Below are 21,726 nucleotides of genomic sequence, written 5' to 3'. Positions count from 1 at the left end.
AGCTACAAAAAGGTATTTTATCCGTACATTTTATCGTTTGTGCTTTTTTATGCCCTGTTAGTCTTCTTTGGGCATAACAAATTATTTTCCGAGGTTTCAGATGAATTTCTCTTCTACGAGGTAGTTTCCTTTCTCATGGGAATACTGCATTGTTGGCTGTATCAAAAAGGTTTTAAGCAATTTGGTACCACCAGCATTGCTGTAGAAGTACTCTTTGGTGCGTTGGTTATTCTGTATTCAAGTGTGCCGTTTATCATCATATACACGACACTCAACGGAATATTCTTTACCTATCTCATGTGCATCCATTTTGTATTGTTCTTGTGTCCAACAGGAATCAACATTTCATTTAACCTTATGATGCTCATTCCGCCGCCCGAATACGCTACCTGGACGCCAAAAGCAAAATATGATGATGTTACTGAAGAAGAAATAAAAGACGTGTTGCTCATTACTTTTTTAATAAAAAAAGGGTATTACGATCAGAAACCCACTTCTATGCGAGCTATTGCACCTGTCAGAGTTGAATTTGGACGCCTGTTCATGCTCACTTTAGAAGGATTCAACGAGCACAATCCTGAAAATAAGATCGAATTAATTGAATCTAACGGAGAAAATTATACTTGGGTCTTTTTTCTACAAAACAATTGGCACCGTAAAGAGCAACACATTATACCTGATGAGCACATAGGAGCAAACCCGATTACTGAAAATTCTGTGATTATTTGCGAGCGCAGAAGTAAAACGAAAATAGTAGAACCTCAAAAATTCATCAAGTCTGATGGCGTAATCTATGATGCTGAAATGATGAATGAAACAGCAGAGAAAAATGAAATAAATCATATTAAAAATGATGAAATAAAAAGTAAAATAAATTAGAAAATGAGCAATTCAAATCATATCCTATATGAAATTCAGCAAGATGATACTTTAGATAGTATAGCTCGAAAACTGAATATAGAAGTTTTCGAGCTTAAACGTTATCACAATACGCGAAGTGAGCTTGAAAATTGTATTGGCAGCAGACTTCCACAACATTTGAAGTTTATAATTATACCGAATGAAAAGGAAAAAGAAGCATTGTTAAAAAACAAAAAACAAAAATCGGTACGTTTTGTCGGCAGTGAATATGTTTTGCCTTTTTGTCCTCATGAGCTTTATACGGAATATTCTGTTAAATATACTATTGAAAAAGAAGGAGAGAAAAAAACACTACGTCAGTACTACAAACTCACTAGACTACAACCTCAAACGAACCAAACAGATTATCATTTTATTCAGATCAATAAAATTTCACCCTTGTTGATTGACGAAAAAGTAGCACAGAAAGAAATATATCAAATGGCTCAGTTACTCGATCAACTTGTATTTCCACTTCGTATTGTGGTGAACAGTAGAGGTAAATGGGTTGATCTTAATAGTTACTACAAGATAAAAGCGCGTTGGGAAGAGAGAAAAGAAAAAATTAAGGAAGCTTATCAAGGTAAATTTTATGATAATATCACTGAAAACATTGAATCCATAATGCAAGATGATGATGTACTATTAAAATATGTATCCGGAAATTGGTTTTTGAGAGCCTACTTTAACGGAATTCATGAGAAATACACTTCGGAATTAGAAACGAATAAGAGTCTTTATTTTCCTTTTTTAGCCGATGCTGAGGATCAAAAGTTTCTTATTACGCAAAAAGTAAGTCCTTGCCTTAATGATTTAAATCTTATTGAAGTTACCCAAAAAGGAACATTAGAAAATCAGTGTATCAACGGAAGTTATGATGCAGCTTATTTTTTAAATCCTAATAATTACAGCATAGAACATTTTGTGGTAGAGTGTGATTTTATCAATATGAATGAGAAAATAAAAATTGAAGTAAAGAATTTAAATCCCCAAAAAATCTTTGTACCTACAGGAGTATCACTTTTGGTTCAAGATTAAATTTAACAAGTTATGAGTAAAAAGCACATAGTGGTTCATGGAGCAACCTTAAAATGCCAATTTAGCGAAGATCCGCAAGCAACAGATACCCTAAAAGTAAAATCACAAAGTAAGCATTATGCCAACGACAAAGATTCTGATAAAAAACTAATTGCCACGACCAAAGAAATTGGGCAAACTTTAGAAAAAAACACCTTTGGCAATTGCAAGATGCAGCCCCTTGGCAACAGCTTTAAACCTTGTCAGGCGATGATACAGCAATGGACGGGCTTTTATGAAAAAGTAACGCTGAGTAATCAAGGTAAAATGCTTATTGAAAACAGTAAAGCAACTTGTCCAATAGGAGGACCAGATTGTATCGAGATTACCAAACACGGGCAAATCGCAGAATTGAGTCAGCAACAATTTGATAATGAAGATAGGGAATTAATGCAACAAATTTGCCCACTTTCATTGAATAAATTACAAGATGAAAATACATTCTGTTCTTAAACTAATAATGAAATGAAAATAAAAATAGTTGGAAACTTAACTCCCGAAGTGGGAGTTTCTGAAAAATATACTGTAGAAAAGGTTAAAGAGGCTTTTGACACAAAACCTGTAACGATTGTTCCTGAGCAGCCTGATTCAGAGATAAAATGGAATATTTATGTAAAAGATGCTAAGGTATGGCGACTAGCAAATGTAAAAGAAAAAAAAGGACAAAGCGTAACATATAAATTTTCAGAAATTAGTTCAAAAGCAAAAGATGTAGCTATGATCGTTGAGGCTTATGGAAAAGAAACTTTGATTCACATTAAGCCACAACCTACATCTAATCCAAAAATTACATCGATCGAGCTTCTTAATGTGCTGAAAAAAATACCAACCAGAAAATTTGCATACGGAGATTCGATTATTGCCCGTGTCCATTGTGTAGGTATGGAGTTGCTCCCTATTGTAGTGACCTTGTGGGAAAATGATGGCGATAAGCAAAAATTGAAGACAACCAATCTTAAAATAGACACTCAAAAAAAGTTTGTAAGGCGTGGTTTCGCAGATGTCAAATTTTATTTGAACCCAATGCATGTGAATTTAGCGAATAGTAAAGTTGATAAAGGAGAATCAGACGAAGGAAAGTATCATGAATATTATGTAACAGCCGAAATTTTAGGAAAGGAGGAATCGCGAAAAGCAACTTTAGATACTCACGTTGCCAATCCTGACTATGTGGAGAAAAAACTTATCGTAAAAAATGAGATTGCAACCAAGCCGGTTATGGAAGTAATCAACAGTAAAATGATGGTAGATTTAAGTAATAGCCAAAGTTGGTGGCCGTTTAAGGAAGATAATTGTGGTGGAAAATATTGCATTAAGAAGGGGGATAAAAATGAATTAATTAGAGAAATAAATATTCGTTTGGCGGGATTTGGAGGTAATGTACCTACCGATGAATTTACAGAGAGAACAGAAAGAATGATTAAGCAATTTCAGCGAGATTATATGAAAGTTCCCGAAACGGGGAAAATTTGTGGAAATGTTTTAAATGCTATTGATGAGTTTCAAAGAAAATATCCAATAAATTTTGATGAGATAAAATGCCAATGTGGAACTTGTAATGGTTATGGAAAAGGAAGAAGTCATGATCAATATCAGAATAGCTCTATTTTAGAAGCGTATAGAAAGTATGAATATCCTGGAATACATAGAAGTTTAGTTTGTGCTTATCGGGCTTCTGTTTTTTACATAAATAAAGATAAGCAACTAAATTATAAGACAAAACATATTGAATCTGGTTACAGATGTCATGATCATTATATTTACAGAAGAGATCATACGACTAATCATTGTGGTAAAGCTTTAGATATTCATTACAATTTTTTGGATACAAATATGCGAGCGAGTAATATTAGAAATATGAATGAAATAAGAAAAAATATTTTTATGAAATACCTTGGTGCAAAGCAAGATTGGAATAGTGGAAAAGATATTTTTTACTTAGAATCTTGGGCTAGTACATGGGTTCATCTGGATGTTAGAGAATTTTCTCAAAAATATCTGACGGAAGATTATTTCATTACTAATAATAAAGATTTGGATGGTAAACAAATTGTACAGCTTGCAAAAGAGTTGCAATTTTCGAATACTTGCTTATGTACGGGATTGATTGCAAATGTAGATAATTCTATGGACGGAAGAGTTCACCCTAGTTCATTAACAACATCATCTAGAGGGATAGATTTCATTAAAAACTGGGAAAGTTTTAAATCTAATTTATACAACGATGATGCTAATGGTCATCATTGTACAATTGGTTATGGTCATCTAGTGCATAGAGGGCCATGTAATGGTTCAGAACCTCAAGAATTTAAAGATGGTATTTCAAAAGAAAGAGCTTTAGAGTTATTTAATTTTAGACTTGTAGAATTTGAAAATGCTATAAAGAGAGATATCACAGTAAATCTTCATCAATATGAATTTGATGCTTTAGTAAGTTTAGTTTTTAATGCAGGAGCTAATTTCTTAAATGAAGGAGGAATCAATGATGGAGAAACTAAAATTAAAATTAAAATTAATAATTCAGATTATTCTGGTGGAGCTGATGAATTTTCAGATGTAACAAATGGAGGGTTATCTGGTTTAGTTAAAAGAAGAAAAGCCGAGATAGATATGTTTAAAAATAATAACTATAATTCAACACATTAAAATTATGAAAATAATATACTTTTTTATGGCTCTATTGTTTATTAATTGTAAACAATCAAATTCCAATTTTGGAAAAGGAAATGATCAGACTAAAATCTTAAAAGAAGATTTGGCAACAAACGAGCGAAATAATTGGTTGTTTTTTAAAACAGTTTCATTGTCTCCGAATAGCTATTTATGTGATGATTATAATTATAACTCACTAAAATTTGATATTGATAACGATTCTGTTTTTATAAATAATAAGTACACGGACGATGTTTACACTAGTAGTATAAAATCAGAAGATTATTTTAAATACAAATATTTATATGAAACATATAAGAAAATATTAAAGCAAGAATTCAATATAGATATTCCAAAAATAATTAAAACAATTAGGAATAAAAGAGTTTATGATAAAAATTCAGAGTTAGATAAGTATTTTCAAGATGCTTTTTTTATAGACAACTATGTGTTTTTCGAAAAAGAAGGTTGCATAATGTGTTTCAAAAAAGTAGAGGAAAATAAGGTAATTTTGGAATCTTGTATAGATGAGATAAACTTTTTGTTACCCTATAATAAGACACACGTAATTGAAAATATCACATATAAAATTCTAAAATGTCGGCCTATCGGTATTGAAAAATTTTTATGTGGGAATGAAACAATAAGATATATTCTTTTACCCAAAATAAATAATGTGAATCTTATATTGATTCCAATGGATTGTGGAGATTCACCATATAGATTCTATTTACTAGCAATAAAAAACAACAAAGTAATTTCTAACTTATATGTTGAGGGGGAACTATTTGAACCCGAAACTATGGGTAATGTTGAGCGAACTAATTTTTCAATTGATGAAAATGGGATTATACATGTTACTACAAAAGTATTTATTGATAATAAGATTCAATCTCATAATATTAAGGAGTTTAAAATAAACGAAGATGGTACTCTTAATTAAGATGAAATCATAATTCAAACACAATAAATGTTGTTCATGAATTATGAATTAGATGATAATTGTAAAAAAGAATGGTAAATTCGGGTCACTATTATTTAAGAACCTTTTCACCAATCTTTTGAAAAACATCTAATGAAGCATTTAAAAATTACAATTATTTTTATTCTAGTTGTAGTCATTATTTCTTGTAAAAAAGAAAATAATGGCATTACATTAATATCTACTACAACCGATTCTATTAAGATAAATACAAGTAAAATTTCTGTTGTAAAATTAAATCTCCATGATACTGTCATAAACCGTATTGATTCTACAAAAATTAGAAATGTAGAAATTGATAAGGAAAAAATTATAGAATTGTATTATAAAAGTTTCGAGAAGGATTATATCAAACCAATAACAAACTTTGATGGAATTAAAACGGGTAGAGTTAAAATTGGAATCAAAAAATATGCTGATTTTTATATTAATCAAAAAGAATTCAAATCTTACTTAATTTCATTTGATTATGAAAATGATAGACTTTACAGGGCTATTTTGTTGGCAAACAACAGTTTAGATGATGGGTTAATCGTGTATGAAAAATATGTAAATGAGGGAGAATACATTAGAACTTCAAAAGTAAAGGATAATATTATTACAAATTCAATTTTTACAATTGAATATTATGAGTATGATAGGAACGGTGACATTTCTGGACATCTGGAAAAAAAAGATACCACACTTATTATCAAAAATAAGTATTGCATTCGGGACAATTATTTTTCTGAATATTTCAAAAAAGACAATTTGGAAATTAGTAAAGAATGGGGAGATAAGGAAGTTATTTATACAAAAGACGGACTTGATTCGTCTTATGTTAGTTTGTACAATATGAAAGGGAAGGTTCAAAATCACGTAAAAAACGGAGATTGGGAAGAGAGAAAATATATTATGGAGTATGATAAGTCATGTTGGGTAAATGGCAAATATGTAAATGGATTGAAAGATGGAGAATGGTATTACTCACCAAATGGACCTGCTGATAAAACAGAAGTTTATGATATGGGAAGATTACTGAGAACATATTAATTAGTTGTAAAAATTCTGATTGACAAAAAAAGAGTCTAACTTTTTAATTAAAGTTAATCTCTTTTTTTTTGCTTTCTAGTGATGTAATAATCAGGTGTAAATACCTAGTTTGCTTATAATGTTAAAGTGATACTTTTGGAAATAAATGATTTAATCGCTCTAAATATGGTTTTCCGTAAATGCATCATCTATTTATGAGAGACCTTTGTTTAGTCTAGTTTAAGTTTTAAAATTCGTTTAACTAACAAACCACAAAACATGATCACAAGTATTCCTAAACAAGCCGTTAATCAATTGAAGAAGGTTTTAGAAAATTTTAAAATTGATGATGCCGTAGAATTATGCACAAACGAGGCGCAAACAAGAAAATTTTTAATAGAACCTTTTTTCCATCTTTTAAATTACATTTCTAATGATCTGATACCAGAATACAATGCTGATTTTGGAGAGCGCGTGAGTCAGAAGATCGATTATGCTATTTTAATTAATAAAAAAGATACTATTTTAATCGAAGCCAAAAAGTACAACAGCAGGCTTAGCGATAAGGAAGCCGGACAGCTTAACGGTTATTTCAGCAATACGAGAAATTCGCGAATTGCGGTACTGACCAACGGAATCGAATACCGATTTTACTCCGATGTTTTGCAGCCTAATGTAATTGACAACAAACCTTTTTTTGTTTTTAATTTGTTGAACTACTCAGAAAAAGATTTAGAAACGCTTGTTAAGTTTGATAAAAGATATGTGGTAGTCGCAGAAATTATAAAAACAGCTCAGGAATGTGTTTTTAATGAAGATTTTGAAGCGAGTTTATTAAAAGAATTAATTGCGCCTTCAAAAGACTTACTGAAAATCATACATCGCAATATGAATTTCAAGACCAAGTTTACGGAGGAAACTCAGGGAAAAATGATCAAAATGATTAATTCGGCTTTGTTGAAATCGTTGTACGAGAAAAAAGTCCTGGCAGAATCAAATTCTAATACAGGTGGAATTGTAACGACAGAATCTGAAATACAAGCGTATCATACGATTAGAACATTATTGATTCAGAATAAAAAGATACCGAGTCAGAGAATTTTCTTCAAAGATTTTAAAAGCTTTTTCAATATTAGTGTTGACGACAATCTTAAAAAAGTAATATGCAAATTGGTTTTTACAGATTCTAAGCTAAAACTAATTATAGAAAACAATGAATATTTATTAAGCAGTGTTGACGATGTTTTGAAATACAGAGTTGAGTTGCAAAACAGAACGCTCGCTTTGTTAGAATAATGTTTAAAATTAGACAAAAGTTTTTTCTAAACACCAAACAGGTTTAAAAAAAATAGGTTGGGATAAGGATCAAGAAAATATTGCCTAACAGCTCTTAGTGAGCTGTTAGGCATAAAGTTAAATTAAAAAAAATGTCTTAATTTAGTATTTTAATAACGGGTTTAGCGTGTTTTTAGTCCAAATGAATGGATCCTACTACGATAGCGATAGCATTTATTTTAGATTTATGCAACTGAAAAGCTTCGTTTTCTTCATTATCACTTACGATCATGACGTGATCGTCGTCTTCTCCTTTGTCTATTCTATTGATTAAAGCACCTTGTGATGTGTCTAAAACGTAAACTTTATTCCATTGAAAAATAATTTCTTCTCGGGATAATTTCTTACACGCTACTACGTCGCCAATATTGTATTTTGGAAGCATAGAAGAGTCAGCAACCTTAATTAGAAAATCTGCATCTTTAAATGTTGGTACAGTAAACATTTCACTGATATATTCATTGTATTTGGCTTCTTCTGTTCCGTAAGTTGCCATTGCCTCAATTGGAATTAATGGAATTGTGTTTTTTCCGGAGGTTGTTCGGTATACTTCAGACTGTTCCTCAAACCTATCTAAGACATCATTACTGATGTATGTAACTTCTTTATTATCAATAGAATCTTTTAACATTGGGCCTTCGCCTCTCATCAACCATCTCATATTGATATCTGAACAAGTGTCCAGTATTTTAATAATGATTCCCTCTCCCATATCAGCATTGCGCTTTAGCTGCGTACCAATATAACCATTAGAGAGTGAACTGTGTTTTTCAAACGAACTATTGTTAAATCCTTTAAGCTCAATGTACTCCTTTACTCTTTCAATTGCTTTCATCAAATTTATAGAAAATTGTTTATAATTTTATTACTTTTTTAAACTATTGTCTATATATTTGCAAGAGACGATAAATGCAAATAATAGAAACGATAGTTCAAAAAACAAAGATATAAAAATAAGAAACTATCCGGAATTTTAATACCTAATAGCTAAGGAATTTAAGACAAGCAGGTAAAATGCTAAGATTAATCTTGATTATTATAGCGACGCAGTGTTACTAAAAAAAAGAATAAGAATCTGAGCGAACCACTGGCTGGCAGAATATTTTTATAAGATTAAGAAGACAGAACAAAATAATGGCTGAAGTTCCGTTTGGTTTCGGAATCAGGGCAAGAATAAGAATTTGAAGTGAATATGAGCAGAGGGATAAAACCAAAACACATTGGCAGAAATATAAGCCGCATTAGAGAACTTCGCGGTATGAAGCAAGAAGTACTTGCTGAACAAATTGGCATTAGCCAGCAAACCGTTTCTAATATTGAGGGAAGCGAAGAAATTGAAAAAGACAAAGTAGCAGAATTTGCTAAAGCCCTTGGTGTTACACCGGAAGCATTGGAGAATTTTACAGAAGAGTCTGTTTTGAACTACTTTAATAGTCAATACAATGATGGGAATATTTTTGGGACGCATTGTTTTTGCCCGTTTAATCCAATCGAAAAATTGTTAGATACTTTTGACGATATCAAAAAATTATACGAACGCTTAATCCAGGCTGAAAAGGTTAAAACGGAATACTTAGAAAGAGTACTGAAGAATAAATGATCTAATTTTATGTCACTTCTTTAAACAGTATAGAAATCTTTAAAGAAGTGACATAGATTGTAGAATGTTTTTTGATTTGAAGTACATAATGTTCTTGTGAAAATAAATTTCCTAGCCCTGATGGAAGCGGCATCCTTTTGTGTCCGCCGCGGCGGACATAAAAGATATAGCGTACAGCAGGTTTTAGCTCCTGAAAATTATCTTCCTTTTATGCTCAAATCAAATAAAAATTTTGCAGTTTCCTGATCAGAGTCTGCAGAAAATCCTGCTACGTACACGCCTTTTTTGCCTGACGTCGATTTAATTCCGTATACAACTGCTTCATCGCCCGGGTCTGAAAAACCTTCGTATCGATACACATGAACAATTTCAAATTTGTCAGGATTTTTTTTGATCAAATCTGAATTCAGATTAAAATCGCAAGTAAATCCTTTTTCATGTAATTGGTCCAGCGCTTTTGAAACCGTTGCGTAGTGATACATTTTAGTCATGATAATGAATTTAAAAGTTACGAATTTTAAAGATAACCAATTTAAAATTAATTGATTAGGAAAACGGTATAAAAATGCCAATTTTAAATATTGGGTTCTTAGTTCTTAAATCGCTACTTTTGCACCGCAGACCGCCTTATCGTCGTCCTGATTTATTGGGAGGGAGGAAAGTCCGGACACCACAGAGAAGCATAGCGGGTAACCCCCGTCGGTTCCGATTTCGGGATTAGGACAAGTGCAGCAGAAAGTATGTACAGGTAATGCTGTAGTGAAACCAGGTAAACTCTATGCGGTGAAATACCAAGTATATCAGCATTTAAGGGCTTCTCGTCCGTTGTTGAAGGGTAGGTAGCTTGAGTTCTAAAGTAATTTAGAATCTAGATAAATGATAAGGCTCTGATTTATCAGGGACAGAATCCGGCTTATAGGTCTGCATTTTTTATATATTTGTGAATACTAACTTTACTTCATGAATATAACCAACCCAAACCCAGCTAAAAAATCTCAAAAAAGTACTTTTCATACCATTATAACCAATCTGACTTTTTGGGTTCTGATTGCGATTATTGCCGGCGTGCTGCTCGGACATTTTTCGCCTGAGAATGGTTTGAAAATGAAAACCATTGGTGACGGTTTTATTAGTCTGATTAAACTTTTTATCGGGCCTATAATTTTCCTGACGATTGTCTTGGGAATTTCCGGAATGGGAAACCTGAAAAAGGTGGGAAGAATTGGGATTAAAGCACTAACGTATTTTGAGGTTGTTTCAACAGTGGCTTTGGCAATTGGCGTTGGAATAGCGTATCTTTTGAAACCAGGACGCATCGATAAATCAGGATTGACTTTGCAGGATGCGAGTCAGTTTACGGATCATGCTGCGGAGGATTTTTCGTGGCTGCAATTTTTTCTGTCTAATTTTACTTTACAGGTTTTACTGGCAGCAATTGTATGCGGAATTTTACTGAACTTTTACCAAAAAAGAGAACAGACAATTCTGGTTCTGGAAAGGTTTTCGAAAGTTGTTTTTACCGGATTAAAATATGTTATGTATCTTGCTCCTTTGGGGGCATTTGGCGGAATGGCGTACACGATTGGTAAATTTGGCTTAGAAACGCTTGTTCCTCTTGGAAAATTGATGGTTTGTGTATACCTGACGATGTTCTTGTTTGTGTTTTTGATTTTAGGAAGTATTTTGAGGTATTATAAAATCAATATTGTTTCAATCCTTAAATACATTAAAGAAGAACTTTTATTGGTGTTGGGTACTTCGTCTTCTGAAGCGGCTTTACCAAGTATTATGGTGAAACTGGAAAAAATGGGTTGCAGTAAATCGGTTGTTGGTTTGGTGATTCCTACGGGATATTCTTTTAATTTAGACGGTACTTCGATTTACTTGTCGATGTCAGTGATATTTTTGGCTCAATTGTATGATGTGCATTTGAGTTTTTTTGAAATTCTGACTGTGATTGGTATTTTGATGATTACGTCTAAAGGTGCAGCGGGCGTAACAGGAAGCGGTTTTATTGTTTTGGCTTCGACTTTGACAGCACTACATAAAATTCCGGTTGAAGGTTTGGCTTTTTTATTAGGAGTTGATAAATTTATGAGCGAGGCGCGCGCCATAACAAACCTGATTGGTAATACGGTAGCAACGATTATAATTTCTAAAAGCGAACGTGATTTTACAACTCTGAATTTGGATACTGATGTTGTAGCATAATGTTGTCGAAAGAAGTTAATTATTGACTATTTTTATAATTCACAGCAAAAAAACAGTACTATGAAAATAAGAATTGGAATTTTAGGATTGGGCGGAGTAGGCGGCTACTTTGGCGGACTTTTGGCAAAAGCATATTTTAAATCGGATATTATTGAGGTTGTTTTTATTGCGCGTGGCGAAACACAGAAGGCAATTGCTGAAAATGGCTTAAAAATAATTACTGACAATTCAGAAACTACAGTTTATCCTGCATTGGTATCTAATAATGCTAAAGAAATTGGCGAGTTGGATTATTTAATTTGCGCTACCAAAACGTATGATATCGAAGAGAGTTTACTCGCACTGAGAGAATCTATTGTAGCTAAAACGATTATTCTTCCATTGTACAATGGTGTAGATGCACCGGAACGTATTCAGAAGTTATTTCCTCAAAATGAAGTTTTGCAAGGCTGTGTTTATATTGTTTCGATGATTATGCTGCCGGGAACGATTAAGAAAATAGGATTTTACGAAAAACTGTTTTTTGGTTCTAAAACAGCAGCTAAAACTAAATTAGAAGTCTTACAGACTATTTTTGAAAAAGCCAAAATCGAAAGTTATTTGGTTGATACTATTGAAGAAACGGTGTGGGAGAAATTTATTTTTATCTCAGCATTAGCATCGGCTACATCTTATCTGGATCAGAATATCGGGCAGATTTTAAACAATGCTGAATCAAAAAGAATTTATGTAGCGCTGCTTCACGAAATTGAAAGTGTTGCAAAAGCAAAAGGATTGCAGTTGCCTGATGATATTGTTGATCAAACGGTAAATAAACTCGAAAAATCACCTAAAGAAGCGACTTCATCTATGCACAGGGATTTACTGGCGGGAAGAAATATCGAAGCCGCTTCGCTAACGCAGTTTGTGGTAAACGAAGGTGCAAAACACGGAATGCAGACTCCGCTTTACCAAGAGATTGCCTCGTCTTTGATGACGAAGTAATTTTAGGATTCGTCTTTGGTTGTACGTACTAAACTTATTCCGGACATAAAAAATACTATACCAAGGATACCGTAAATAATAAGCGATTTAATATCTTTTGTTTCGCCAGATGTGCCCGCAAATATTATTGCAGTATATATAAGACCGATGATTCCGAGGAACGTAAGCAGTCCGCCAAAAAATCTTTTTAAGTTCATGATCGTAAATTTTAAAGTTCTTAACAAATATATTTAGTAAGAAGGAAGATCACGTTATAGAATTGCTTTTCAGAATTATATCATTTACAGGGAATTGTCTTTTAGATCTTTAGATTTTTAGATTGTTAGACTTCTTAGAATTTTAGATTTTAGATTGCAGATTTTAGATTGTTAGACTTCTTAGAATTTTAGATTTTAGATTGCAGATTTTAGATTTTTTTAATCTCTTTGGTATGTAATCTTTCAGACTTTTGACTTTCGACTTTACGACTTCTTACTAATTTTGAATTCTAAGCCAATATTTCGGGTGCTTTCGATGCTGATTGATGCATCGTGTTTAAAGTATTTCCTGATTTTACTAATGTATACGTCCATGCTTCTGCCGGAGAAAAAATCGTCGTTTCCCCAAATCGCTTTTAGGATTTGTTCTCTCTTAAGCAATTGATTTTGATGATCGAAGAAGTAATGCAACAATGCGGCTTCTTTTTCGGTAAGTTGCTGAATGTCGTTGTTTAGTTGCAAAGTCAGACGTTGCATATCGAAGGTATACAAGCCAATTGCGATGGTTTCGGCTGTTGTGGTAAGCTTTGTTTGCTGGCTTCTTTTTAAGATGTTTTGAAGGCGCAGGATGAGTTCTTCGGCTTCAAAGGGTTTTACGATATAATCGTCGGCGCCTAATTTTAGACCAATGATTTTGTCTTCTTTTAGTTTTTTAGCGGTCAGGAAGATAAAAGGTACTTCGGGATTGATTTTGATGATTTTTTCGGCCAGAGAAAAACCGTCGAGTTTGGGCATCATAACATCAAATACACAAATATCAAAACTTTGATTTTGAAATAACTGCAAAGCTATTTCTCCATTTTCTGCCCAGGTTACTTCGTACTGGTACAATTCTAAATATTGTTTCAGAACATTGGCGAAATCAGTATCGTCTTCGGCTAAAAGTATTTTTTTCAAAGGACAGAATTAAACTTTAAACATAATTGTAAATACGGCGCCTTTGCCCAATTCGCTCATTACGGCAATAGAGCCTTGATGTGCTTTTATAATTTGGTCAACATAATAAAGACCAAGACCAAGACCTTTAGCATTGTGCAGGTTACCTTGTTCTACGCGATAAAATTTTTCGAAAAGCAAAGCTTGTTTGTTTTTAGAGATTCCGATTCCGTCGTCTTCAATACTTATAGAAAATTGATTCTGAATATTTTTTGTTTTTATTTTGATGTTGTTGGAACCGTATTTTACAGCATTTTCCAGCACATTTAGTATGGCAGTAGTTAAATGGAATTTATCTAAAACCAAAATAGTTTTCTGTGTTTGAAAATCGGTTTCGAGCTTGATCTTAGGATAACCAACTTTAAAATCAGCAATAATGGTGCTTAAAAAATCTTCGGTATTGATGATTTCTTTTTGTAATTCAAGTTCATTTTCTGCCAGCGAATTTGCCATTACCTGATCGATGAGGTTTTGCAGACGGTTGTTCTGACGTGAAATAGTATTCAAAATAGCATTGAAGTTTTCGTCGTTTTCACGAATGTTTTTTTGCTCCAGAATTTTAGTTGAAATTCCTAGCGTTGCCAGCGGTGTTTTGAGTTCGTGCGTGATATTGTTGATGAAATCGGTTTTTACATCACTTACTTTTTTCTGTTTGATTAATGCTTTTAAGGCGATGACAAAAAGCGTAATAAGCGTAATAATAGAAAGTAGCGACAAAGCAAGAACGATCGTCATTCGTCTGAGAATAATCATTTCCCAATCGATCACCGAAATGTACATCGAATCTTCTGTCAATAATTTATAGTTTTGATTTTGGAAATTTCCGCTTGCCGTTCCCACATAATTGCGAACTAAAAAGGCATGATTGATAGAAGTCAGGTTACCGTATAATTTGTTTTTGATAAACGATTTGTCTGAAAAAATAGTATCTGCTTTCTGTTCGTTTTTGTACAGAATAAATTTGTTTAGGACAATGGCAAAATCAATTTTAAAATTGGGTAATTCTCTCTCGAATTTACGTTCTATTTTTGCCGTTAACTCCGCTCTGAATTCATTTTCGAGAATTGCTTTTTTGATCTGCGATTTGTTTTTCTCGCCTTTGATGTAGTTTTCAGACAGCGACATATAAAGCGCTTCTTTTTTAGAAACGATAGTAGAATCGATGTCGCTGTAATTGTTAGAAATATTGGCGATTTCGTTTTTGATTTCGGTATGAAACTGCGCTACTTTATAATCATAAGTCGTTTTTACCAAGTAGCATTGTACTGCAGATAAGACGATTAAGCCAATTATCGAAAACGTGATTAATAAATTGATTCTTTGTTTCATAGGTACTCAAATTCAAGCCAAAAATAATGCTTTTATCCTTCAATTGGCGTATTAACTGCGCATTAACCTTCAATTAACTCGCGCAACGCTTTTTTAGAAGCACTTTTGCAGCATCTAAACCCAAAACCGCTTACCTAATGAAAGTTTATTTGCCTTTAAAAATTATATTGTTAGTACTCTTATTTTGTTTTTCGCTTGTAGCAAAAGCACAAGTAGAACAGCCCAAAGACAGTATTTCGAATCAGTTGGAGGAAATTGTGATTGAGACTGCCAAAAAAACATTTACAAACGTGAATGGTAACATAAAACTGGAAGTGCCCAATTCTATTTTTAGTGCAATTCCCAATACGTTAGATTTATTATCAAAATTGCCAAAAGTTCAAATAAGTCCGGACCGTGAGAAAATTTCAGTTGTAGGAAGAGGAGTTCCGCTGATTTATATCGACAATCAAAAAGTTGGCATGAATGATTTGAATGCGCTGGCAGTTGAAGATATTAAAACAATCGAAATCATTCAGAATCCATCTTCAAAATACGAAGCCGAAGGACGATCTGTTATTTTGGTCACGAGAAAATTTAGTAAAAAAGATAGTTTTAAAGTGGACGTTACCGAAGTTGCTTCTCGAAAAAAAGACTTTAATAATTATCTGGGATTTAATTCGAGTTTTAAGAAAAACAAACTGGAATGGAAAGCGAACTTTAATTACAACGCATTGCAACCTTGGGAAACGCACAGAATTGATTATACCATTCCGCCATCTGGAATAGTTTCGAATTACAATGTAGAAGCTTTTACGAATAGAACACAATATCTTGCCGGAGGAGGTTTGTTCTACAAGATAAATGATGACGATTATATTTCGGTTAGCGTGAATAACAACTTGCGTAAGGAAGATTTCGATATTAATACTTTGACGTATAATAAAAATAAAGAGATCGAAAATAATGTTTTGACCCTGACGAATAACAATCAGAAAAGAAATTTTATCAACTCATTTCTAAATTACTCTAAAAAGATAAAAGCAATCGATGCGCTGCTTTTTACTGGTTTACAATACTCTAATTACGATTCGCAATTGTTAACTAAGGTTGCCAATAATTATAATGATTCTCAATTTGAATGGAGCCAAAATCGCGATCAGCAATTTAATGTCGATGTTTTTTCTGGAAGAGTCGATGTTGAAAAAACGTTCTCTAATAAAATGAAATTAGAAGTAGGAGGTTTGTATTCTCAGGCAAAATCAAAGTCAGATTTCGGTATCTCTTATTATGAAAACAATCAGGAAGATATTAAACACTATGATTTTAAAGAAGCAAATCTGGCAGGATATACACAGCTTTCAGGAACGATTAAAAAAGTAGAGTTCTCATTCGGAATCAGAGCAGAAAATACAAATGTAAAAGGACAATTTGCGTCTGAAGAGACACCTTTACTGACCAGAAAGTATACCAATATTTTTCCGAAAGCACAATTTACGTTTCCTATAGACAGCGTTAAAAGTATAAGTATTAACTACGCAAAAAGTATACAGCGTCCAAATTATTCGTCTTTAAGTCAGCGGGCAACCTATATTAATCCGTATTTTTTATATGGAGGAAATATCAATTTGAGTCCGACATTTACCAACGAAATAGCAACAACGTTTCAATATCATGACAAATCGATTAAGCTGAGTTATTTCGTAAACAAAGATCCTGTTTACAGCAGTTTTTCGTTTGATGAACAGCAAAATGTTTTAACCTTAAAAGATTTAAACTACGCGAAAGAATCCAGTTTTAATGTCGAACTAACCCTTCCTTTTACATATAAAATCTGGACTTCGACAAATACATTTGTTTTCGTGGTAAATAAAATAGAAGACAAGTCGGTAGTCAATCAAGCGTCGACACCGTATTTATATTACAACTCAAGTCAGGAATTCAGGCTTCCGAGACAGTTTATATTTGGGGTATCGTGTTGGGGAATGACAAAGCAAAACGATGGCGTTTTTGAGCAAAACGAAAAATTTCTTCTGGACTTGTCGTTGTCTAAAACCATCAAAAACTGGAAATGTACGCTGAGTTGCAATGATATCTTTAAAACGACAAGTTACAAAGAAGAGTTTGCCGTAAACAATGTAAGTTCGAAAGCGCGTTATCTGGTAGATTCTAATGAAGTGTCTATCGCCATAAAATACTCTTTTGGTAAGGTGAAAAATACCGAGTACAAAGAGAAAAATGTAAATGAGTGTGAAAATAGAATTCGCTAAAATGAAAAATTCCCTTTTAAAAAGGGAATTTTTTATGTTTAAAAAGGATTAACCTTCGTCTTCTTCAGTAAGTTTGTTTGAAGTGTTGTCAGGAAGTTCTTCGTCGTCATCTGTTGAATTCAGTTCAAAAAAAGTAAAGAAAGATCCGCCGTAACTTTTTTGAAACGAAAAATTACTTAAATGTTCCATCTTCGTGTATTTCGAGTGTTCAATAATCATCATTCCGTCTTCATTAAGCAATTCTCTTTCAAAAACGGTTAAAACAATTTTTTCAAAAGCAGCCTGATCCAATCCGTAAGGCGGATCAGCAAAAATGATATCATAAGAAGTTTTGCAATTGTCCAGAAATTTATAAACATCACTTTTGGTAGCAGCGATATCAAAATCATATTCTGATGCCACTTGTTTAATGAATTTTACACATCCAAAATCACCATCTACTGATGTGATAGGTGCACTTCCGCGTGAAGCAAATTCGTAGCTTATGTTGCCCGTTCCTGAAAATAAGTCTAAAACCTTTAAGCCATCAAAGCTAAAATGATTATTCAAAACATTAAACAATGCTTCTTTACTCATATCAGTCGTAGGTCTAACAGGAAGGTTTTTGGGTGGAAAAATGCGGCGTCCTTTGTATTTTCCTGAAATAATTCTCATGATTGAAATAAGATAAAGTGTTTTTGATTCTGAACAGTTGAAAAGCTGTTTTTTTGTTGTAATGCGCTTACATCTAAAAAAGTAACGTTACGAATGTATTTGTATGCAATAGTGTAAAACGGATCGTTTTTGGTAATGGTACCTAACAATTCAAGCTGAAAACTTTCCGGATTTAAACCCAGTTGTTCTGCCGTAAATAAAATATAATAGATGAAATCTTCTGGCGCTTGATATTCAAAAGAATTGAATAACAATAACTTTTGATTCTGCACTATAATAATTTCAAAATGTTCCGGTGTAAAATTAACGACCATTTTTTTGTCATCGTTATTTTTAGAACCTTCCAGTACTTTTTCGATCAAAATACTATTCGCATGTTTATAATCAAAGGATCCAATCTGGTCGATCAGGAAATTATTGATGTTTACATACGGAATGTAAACAGAATTCATTTCGTAATTTGAAATTTTATCGTAGGTAAAAAAATCAGTTTCAAAAACCTTTGTATTGTATTGCAGGTAGCTTCCCATATAATCTTCATCAAAAAGGGCAGCAGGCACAAAAGTCGAAAGGTTATTACTGTGAATCACCATGATTTCATCGTAAGAATCTTTTAGTTCAAAATACTTTTTAAAAGAGTCAGTGTACAATTCTTCAATGGTAGCTGCTTGCTGCAAGGTGTTAAATTGAACCTCGTTGAACGAAGTAATCGTATTATTCAGCGTATCAAAACAACAAAAGGAAAATCCGCTCAGAGAAACCTGAATAGACAGTTTTTTATATTTTTTTGATGTAATATTAGTAGGATGTATTGACATAATTTGATTTACAATTCAGTAGCTGAAATTTGAATCAGTACCGAATTTAATTCGGAACACAAACTTACAAATTAAAAAGCAACAATAATAGCAAATAACACGATCAGGTACAAAAATCAGCAACAGCAGTAAAATTAAGACTATAAGCTATTTTTAGTTTTGATTCGATGTAATTTTTGCTTCATTCTAATTTTAAATTGTATTCCACATTCCATTGAAATTACCAGTAAAAAGCCCGTACTTTGTATCTCAATTTTACCTTATGAATTCAGCACTTTTTTATGGCGTTTTAGGAAGAAAGTTCCCTTTTGCACCCACATACAAACAGGACATTTTTTTTCAGAAGATCGCAATTTTTTTAACCGAACCAGCTAACGATACCATTTTTGTGCTGAAAGGATATGCAGGAACGGGAAAAACAACGGTGATTTCTACAATCGTTAATAATTTAGGAGAGATCAATAAAAAGTTTGTGCTGCTTGCCCCAACAGGACGTGCAGCAAAAGTAATTGCCAATTATTCGAATACGCCGGCGTTTACCATTCATAAAAAAATATATTTCCCTAAAAAATCTGCTGGTGGAGGCGTAGCTTTTACTAAACAGCTCAACAAACATAAAAACACTATTTTTATCGTCGACGAGGCTTCGATGATTTCCGACAGTACTTCAGATTCAAAATTGTATGATAACGGATCACTACTCGATGATTTGATCGCGTATGTGTATTCCGGAACCAATTGCAAAATGATTCTGTTAGGAGATACCGCTCAGTTGCCTCCGGTAAATTTAGATATTAGTCCTGCACTAGATACGCATACTTTGGGTGCGCATTATGACAAAGAAATAGAACATATCGAACTGGACGAAGTAATGCGTCAGGAAGAAAGTTCCGGGATTTTGTTTAACGCGACCGAATTACGTGAATTGCTGAAAGAAAGTTTTATTACAGAATTTAAATTTAATGTGAAAAAGTTCAAAGATATCGTTCGTTTAACAGATGGCTATGATATTCAGGATGCTATAAACACAGCATACAGTAATTATAGTATCGAAGACACCGCATTTATTGTACGTTCGAATAAAAGAGCCAATCAATACAACGAACAAATCAGAACCCGAATTTTGTTTAAAGAAAGTGAACTTTCTGTGGGTGACTTTTTGATGGTAGTAAAAAATAATTACTTCTGGCTAAAAGAAACTGACGAAGCAGGATTTATTGCCAATGGTGATATTATCGAAGTTTTAGAGCTTTTTGGAATCAAAGAATTATACGGGTTTAATTTTGCGAGAGTAAAAATCAGAATGGTCGATTATCCGGACCAAAAACCTTTTGAAACCGTTTTGTTGTTGGATACCATCAAAAGTGAATCACCATCGTTGACGTATGAAGAATCGAATCGATTGTATGAAGAAGTGATGAAGGATTACGAAAATGAAAGTACCAAATACAAGAAGTTTCAGAAAGTAAAAGAGAATGAATATTTCAACGGATTACAGGTTAAATTCTCCTACGCTATTACGTGTCATAAATCGCAGGGAGGACAATGGAATACTGTTTTTATAGAACAGCCTTATTTACCAAACGGTATCGATCGTGATTATATTAGATGGTTGTACACGGCTATGACACGTGCCAAAAATAAATTATATTTGATCGGCTTTAAAGACGAAAGTTTTGTAGAGTAAACTTTAAAAGTGATAATAAAGAAATAGTAATAAGATAGTGAACGTTCTGTTTTTTTTAGAAAGTTTACTTCTCGTAAAGAATATAGAAAATGAAAATAATAGCTGTAATTCCGGCACGATATGCTTCAACACGTTTCCCTGCAAAACTAATGCAGGATTTGGGAGGTAAGACGGTAATTTTAAGAACCTACGAAGCATCTGTAGCAACAAAACTATTTGATGATGTATTTGTAGTTACGGACTCTGATTTGATTTATGATGAAATTGTTTCTCATGGCGGAAAAGCCATTATGAGCATCAAAGAGCACGAATCGGGGAGTGATCGTATTGCAGAAGCTGTTGCTAATCTTGATGTTGATATTGTTGTCAACGTACAAGGCGACGAACCTTTTACCGAAGCTGGTCCGCTAGAGCAGGTTTTATCTGTTTTTAAGAATGATCCGGAAGGTAAAGTTGATCTGGCTTCGCTAATGCGTGAAATCACAAACGAAGAAGAAATCAACAACCCGAATAATGTAAAAGTGGTAGTAGATCAGTCACAATTTGCATTGTACTTCTCGCGCTCTGTAATTCCTTATCCTAGAGATAAAGATGTTGGTGTGCGCTATTTTCAGCACATCGGGATTTATGCGTTTAGAAAACAGGCTTTATTAGATTTTTACAGCTTGCCAATGAAATCATTAGAAGCTTCTGAAAAATTAGAACAATTACGTTATTTAGAATTCGGAAAGCGTATTAAAATGGTTGAAACTACACATGTTGGAATCGGAATTGATACCGCTGAGGATTTAGAAAAGGCTCGTGCTATATTGACTTCTCGATAATTGGATTACGTTTGATTTTTGACGCGGATGATACTGATTCACTAGCGTGAAGACGCTGATTTTGCGCGGATTTTATTTTGAATTTGCTGGTGGTTGTTTTTTGTATTGCGTTTAATTTTGACGCGGATGATACTGATTCACTAGCGTGAAGACGCGGATTTTGCGCGGATTTTTTATTTTAATTTGTTTGAAATTATATATTGAGTTGTCCTGAAAAAGG

The 21,726-nt window shown here is 33.1% G+C and carries 20 protein-coding genes and 1 other RNA gene; 14 read left to right on the top strand and 7 right to left on the bottom strand.

Going from position 1 to position 21,726, the window contains the following annotated elements:
• The 7 genes from B0A66_RS21755 to B0A66_RS21725 all read left to right on the top strand — a co-directional run.
• Positions 1-879 (top strand): TssN family type VI secretion system protein (locus tag B0A66_RS21755; protein ID WP_165766670.1); only part of this gene is annotated, 879 nt, incomplete at its 5' end.
• 3 nt (positions 880-882) lie between these two features.
• On the top strand, positions 883-1,938 hold the full coding sequence (locus B0A66_RS21750) for a hypothetical protein (RefSeq protein WP_223871308.1): 1,056 nt from the start codon (positions 883-885) through the stop codon (positions 1,936-1,938).
• A gap of 12 nt (positions 1,939-1,950) precedes the next feature.
• Positions 1,951-2,430 (top strand): DUF4280 domain-containing protein, encoded by a 480-nt coding sequence (locus tag B0A66_RS21745; RefSeq protein WP_089051948.1) that lies wholly within the window; start codon positions 1,951-1,953, stop codon positions 2,428-2,430.
• A 12-nt stretch (positions 2,431-2,442) separates the two neighbouring features.
• The gene (locus B0A66_RS21740; RefSeq protein WP_089051947.1) at positions 2,443-4,623 is read left to right on the top strand and encodes a glycoside hydrolase family protein; all 2,181 of its coding nucleotides are present in this window, start codon (positions 2,443-2,445) and stop codon (positions 4,621-4,623) included.
• A 4-nt stretch (positions 4,624-4,627) separates the two neighbouring features.
• Positions 4,628-5,572, top strand: coding sequence for a hypothetical protein (locus B0A66_RS21735; protein ID WP_089051946.1), 945 nt, complete (start codon positions 4,628-4,630; stop codon positions 5,570-5,572).
• 132 nt (positions 5,573-5,704) lie between these two features.
• Positions 5,705-6,643: a hypothetical protein gene (locus tag B0A66_RS21730; protein ID WP_089051945.1), complete on the top strand. Its 939-nt coding sequence runs from the start codon at positions 5,705-5,707 to the stop codon at positions 6,641-6,643.
• A 258-nt stretch (positions 6,644-6,901) separates the two neighbouring features.
• Positions 6,902-7,918 carry a type I restriction enzyme HsdR N-terminal domain-containing protein gene (locus B0A66_RS21725; RefSeq protein ID WP_089051944.1) on the top strand — a complete coding sequence of 339 codons (1,017 nt, stop codon included), beginning with the start codon at positions 6,902-6,904 and terminating at the stop codon, positions 7,916-7,918.
• 172 nt (positions 7,919-8,090) lie between these two features.
• On the opposite strand, the gene B0A66_RS21720 is transcribed toward B0A66_RS21725, so the two are convergent.
• Positions 8,091-8,792, bottom strand: coding sequence for a S24 family peptidase (locus B0A66_RS21720; RefSeq protein ID WP_089051943.1), 702 nt, complete (start codon positions 8,790-8,792; stop codon positions 8,091-8,093).
• Between the two features lie 357 nt (positions 8,793-9,149).
• Here B0A66_RS21720 and B0A66_RS21715 point away from each other — a divergent pair, with 357 nt between their 5' ends.
• On the top strand, positions 9,150-9,557 hold the full coding sequence (locus tag B0A66_RS21715) for a helix-turn-helix domain-containing protein (RefSeq protein WP_089051942.1): 408 nt from the start codon (positions 9,150-9,152) through the stop codon (positions 9,555-9,557).
• A 197-nt stretch (positions 9,558-9,754) separates the two neighbouring features.
• On the opposite strand, the gene B0A66_RS21710 is transcribed toward B0A66_RS21715, so the two are convergent.
• Positions 9,755-10,048, bottom strand: coding sequence for a hypothetical protein (locus tag B0A66_RS21710; RefSeq protein WP_089051950.1), 294 nt, complete (start codon positions 10,046-10,048; stop codon positions 9,755-9,757).
• A 123-nt stretch (positions 10,049-10,171) separates the two neighbouring features.
• Between B0A66_RS21710 and rnpB the strand changes: the two genes are divergently transcribed.
• The 3 genes from rnpB (at position 10,172) to B0A66_RS21695 (ending at position 12,752) form a co-directional block, all read left to right on the top strand.
• Positions 10,172-10,489: RNase P RNA component class A (rnpB, locus tag B0A66_RS21705), an RNA gene on the top strand.
• A 28-nt stretch (positions 10,490-10,517) separates the two neighbouring features.
• Complete coding sequence (locus tag B0A66_RS21700) at positions 10,518-11,768, top strand: cation:dicarboxylate symporter family transporter (protein WP_089051941.1); 1,251 nt, start codon at positions 10,518-10,520, stop codon at positions 11,766-11,768.
• Positions 11,769-11,828: 60 nt separating this feature from the next.
• On the top strand, positions 11,829-12,752 hold the full coding sequence (locus tag B0A66_RS21695) for a ketopantoate reductase family protein (protein ID WP_089051940.1): 924 nt from the start codon (positions 11,829-11,831) through the stop codon (positions 12,750-12,752).
• A gap of 2 nt (positions 12,753-12,754) precedes the next feature.
• Here the strand turns inward: B0A66_RS21695 and B0A66_RS21690 are convergent, their stop codons facing one another.
• The 3 genes from B0A66_RS21690 to B0A66_RS21680 form a co-directional block, all read right to left on the bottom strand.
• On the bottom strand, positions 12,755-12,949 hold the full coding sequence (locus B0A66_RS21690) for a hypothetical protein (protein ID WP_089051939.1): 195 nt from the start codon (positions 12,947-12,949) through the stop codon (positions 12,755-12,757).
• Positions 12,950-13,213: 264 nt separating this feature from the next.
• A complete protein-coding gene (locus B0A66_RS21685) occupies positions 13,214-13,906 on the bottom strand; it encodes a response regulator transcription factor (RefSeq protein WP_089051938.1) in 693 nt (230 codons plus the stop codon).
• A gap of 9 nt (positions 13,907-13,915) precedes the next feature.
• Positions 13,916-15,274, bottom strand: a complete 1,359-nt coding sequence (locus B0A66_RS21680) for a sensor histidine kinase (RefSeq protein ID WP_089051937.1) — start codon at positions 15,272-15,274, stop codon at positions 13,916-13,918.
• A 137-nt stretch (positions 15,275-15,411) separates the two neighbouring features.
• On the opposite strand from B0A66_RS21680, the gene B0A66_RS21675 reads away from it, so the two are divergent.
• Entirely contained in the window at positions 15,412-17,523 is a 2,112-nt protein-coding gene (locus B0A66_RS21675; RefSeq protein WP_089051936.1) for an outer membrane beta-barrel family protein, read from the top strand.
• A 48-nt stretch (positions 17,524-17,571) separates the two neighbouring features.
• On the opposite strand, the gene B0A66_RS21670 is transcribed toward B0A66_RS21675, so the two are convergent.
• Positions 17,572-18,177, bottom strand: a complete 606-nt coding sequence (locus B0A66_RS21670) for an RsmD family RNA methyltransferase (RefSeq protein WP_089051935.1) — start codon at positions 18,175-18,177, stop codon at positions 17,572-17,574.
• Complete coding sequence (locus tag B0A66_RS21665) at positions 18,174-18,995, bottom strand: DUF3822 family protein (RefSeq protein ID WP_089051934.1); 822 nt, start codon at positions 18,993-18,995, stop codon at positions 18,174-18,176. The genes B0A66_RS21670 and B0A66_RS21665 overlap by 4 nt, the downstream gene beginning before the upstream one ends.
• A gap of 262 nt (positions 18,996-19,257) precedes the next feature.
• Here B0A66_RS21665 and B0A66_RS21660 point away from each other — a divergent pair, with 262 nt between their 5' ends.
• Together B0A66_RS21660 and kdsB are read left to right on the top strand one after the other, a co-directional pair.
• A complete protein-coding gene (locus tag B0A66_RS21660) occupies positions 19,258-20,682 on the top strand; it encodes an ATP-dependent DNA helicase (RefSeq protein WP_089051933.1) in 1,425 nt (474 codons plus the stop codon).
• 89 nt (positions 20,683-20,771) lie between these two features.
• The gene (gene kdsB, locus B0A66_RS21655) at positions 20,772-21,506 is read left to right on the top strand and encodes a 3-deoxy-manno-octulosonate cytidylyltransferase (protein WP_089051932.1); all 735 of its coding nucleotides are present in this window, start codon (positions 20,772-20,774) and stop codon (positions 21,504-21,506) included.
• Positions 21,507-21,726 lie beyond the last annotated feature (220 nt).

Source organism: Flavobacterium hercynium (assembly GCF_002217285.1).
Classification (GTDB): domain Bacteria; phylum Bacteroidota; class Bacteroidia; order Flavobacteriales; family Flavobacteriaceae; genus Flavobacterium; species Flavobacterium hercynium.
The sequence above is the reverse complement of the archived record's forward strand: the minus strand, read 5'-3'. Positions and strand labels throughout refer to the sequence as shown.

Coding starts and splice junctions, on each gene's coding strand:
- B0A66_RS21745 (WP_089051948.1), top strand. CDS start 1,951: ATGAGTAAAAAGCACATAGTGGTTCATGGAGCAACCTTAAAATGCCAA.
- B0A66_RS21715 (WP_089051942.1), top strand. CDS start 9,150: ATGAGCAGAGGGATAAAACCAAAACACATTGGCAGAAATATAAGCCGC.
- B0A66_RS21725 (WP_089051944.1), top strand. CDS start 6,902: ATGATCACAAGTATTCCTAAACAAGCCGTTAATCAATTGAAGAAGGTT.
- B0A66_RS21675 (WP_089051936.1), top strand. CDS start 15,412: ATGAAAGTTTATTTGCCTTTAAAAATTATATTGTTAGTACTCTTATTT.
- B0A66_RS21660 (WP_089051933.1), top strand. CDS start 19,258: ATGAATTCAGCACTTTTTTATGGCGTTTTAGGAAGAAAGTTCCCTTTT.
- B0A66_RS21700 (WP_089051941.1), top strand. CDS start 10,518: ATGAATATAACCAACCCAAACCCAGCTAAAAAATCTCAAAAAAGTACT.
- B0A66_RS21680 (WP_089051937.1), bottom strand. CDS start 15,274: ATGAAACAAAGAATCAATTTATTAATCACGTTTTCGATAATTGGCTTA.
- B0A66_RS21735 (WP_089051946.1), top strand. CDS start 4,628: ATGAAAATAATATACTTTTTTATGGCTCTATTGTTTATTAATTGTAAA.
- B0A66_RS21710 (WP_089051950.1), bottom strand. CDS start 10,048: ATGACTAAAATGTATCACTACGCAACGGTTTCAAAAGCGCTGGACCAA.
- B0A66_RS21720 (WP_089051943.1), bottom strand. CDS start 8,792: ATGAAAGCAATTGAAAGAGTAAAGGAGTACATTGAGCTTAAAGGATTT.
- B0A66_RS21665 (WP_089051934.1), bottom strand. CDS start 18,995: ATGTCAATACATCCTACTAATATTACATCAAAAAAATATAAAAAACTG.
- B0A66_RS21670 (WP_089051935.1), bottom strand. CDS start 18,177: ATGAGAATTATTTCAGGAAAATACAAAGGACGCCGCATTTTTCCACCC.
- B0A66_RS21695 (WP_089051940.1), top strand. CDS start 11,829: ATGAAAATAAGAATTGGAATTTTAGGATTGGGCGGAGTAGGCGGCTAC.
- B0A66_RS21690 (WP_089051939.1), bottom strand. CDS start 12,949: ATGAACTTAAAAAGATTTTTTGGCGGACTGCTTACGTTCCTCGGAATC.
- kdsB (WP_089051932.1), top strand. CDS start 20,772: ATGAAAATAATAGCTGTAATTCCGGCACGATATGCTTCAACACGTTTC.
- B0A66_RS21740 (WP_089051947.1), top strand. CDS start 2,443: ATGAAAATAAAAATAGTTGGAAACTTAACTCCCGAAGTGGGAGTTTCT.
- B0A66_RS21730 (WP_089051945.1), top strand. CDS start 5,705: ATGAAGCATTTAAAAATTACAATTATTTTTATTCTAGTTGTAGTCATT.
- B0A66_RS21750 (WP_223871308.1), top strand. CDS start 883: ATGAGCAATTCAAATCATATCCTATATGAAATTCAGCAAGATGATACT.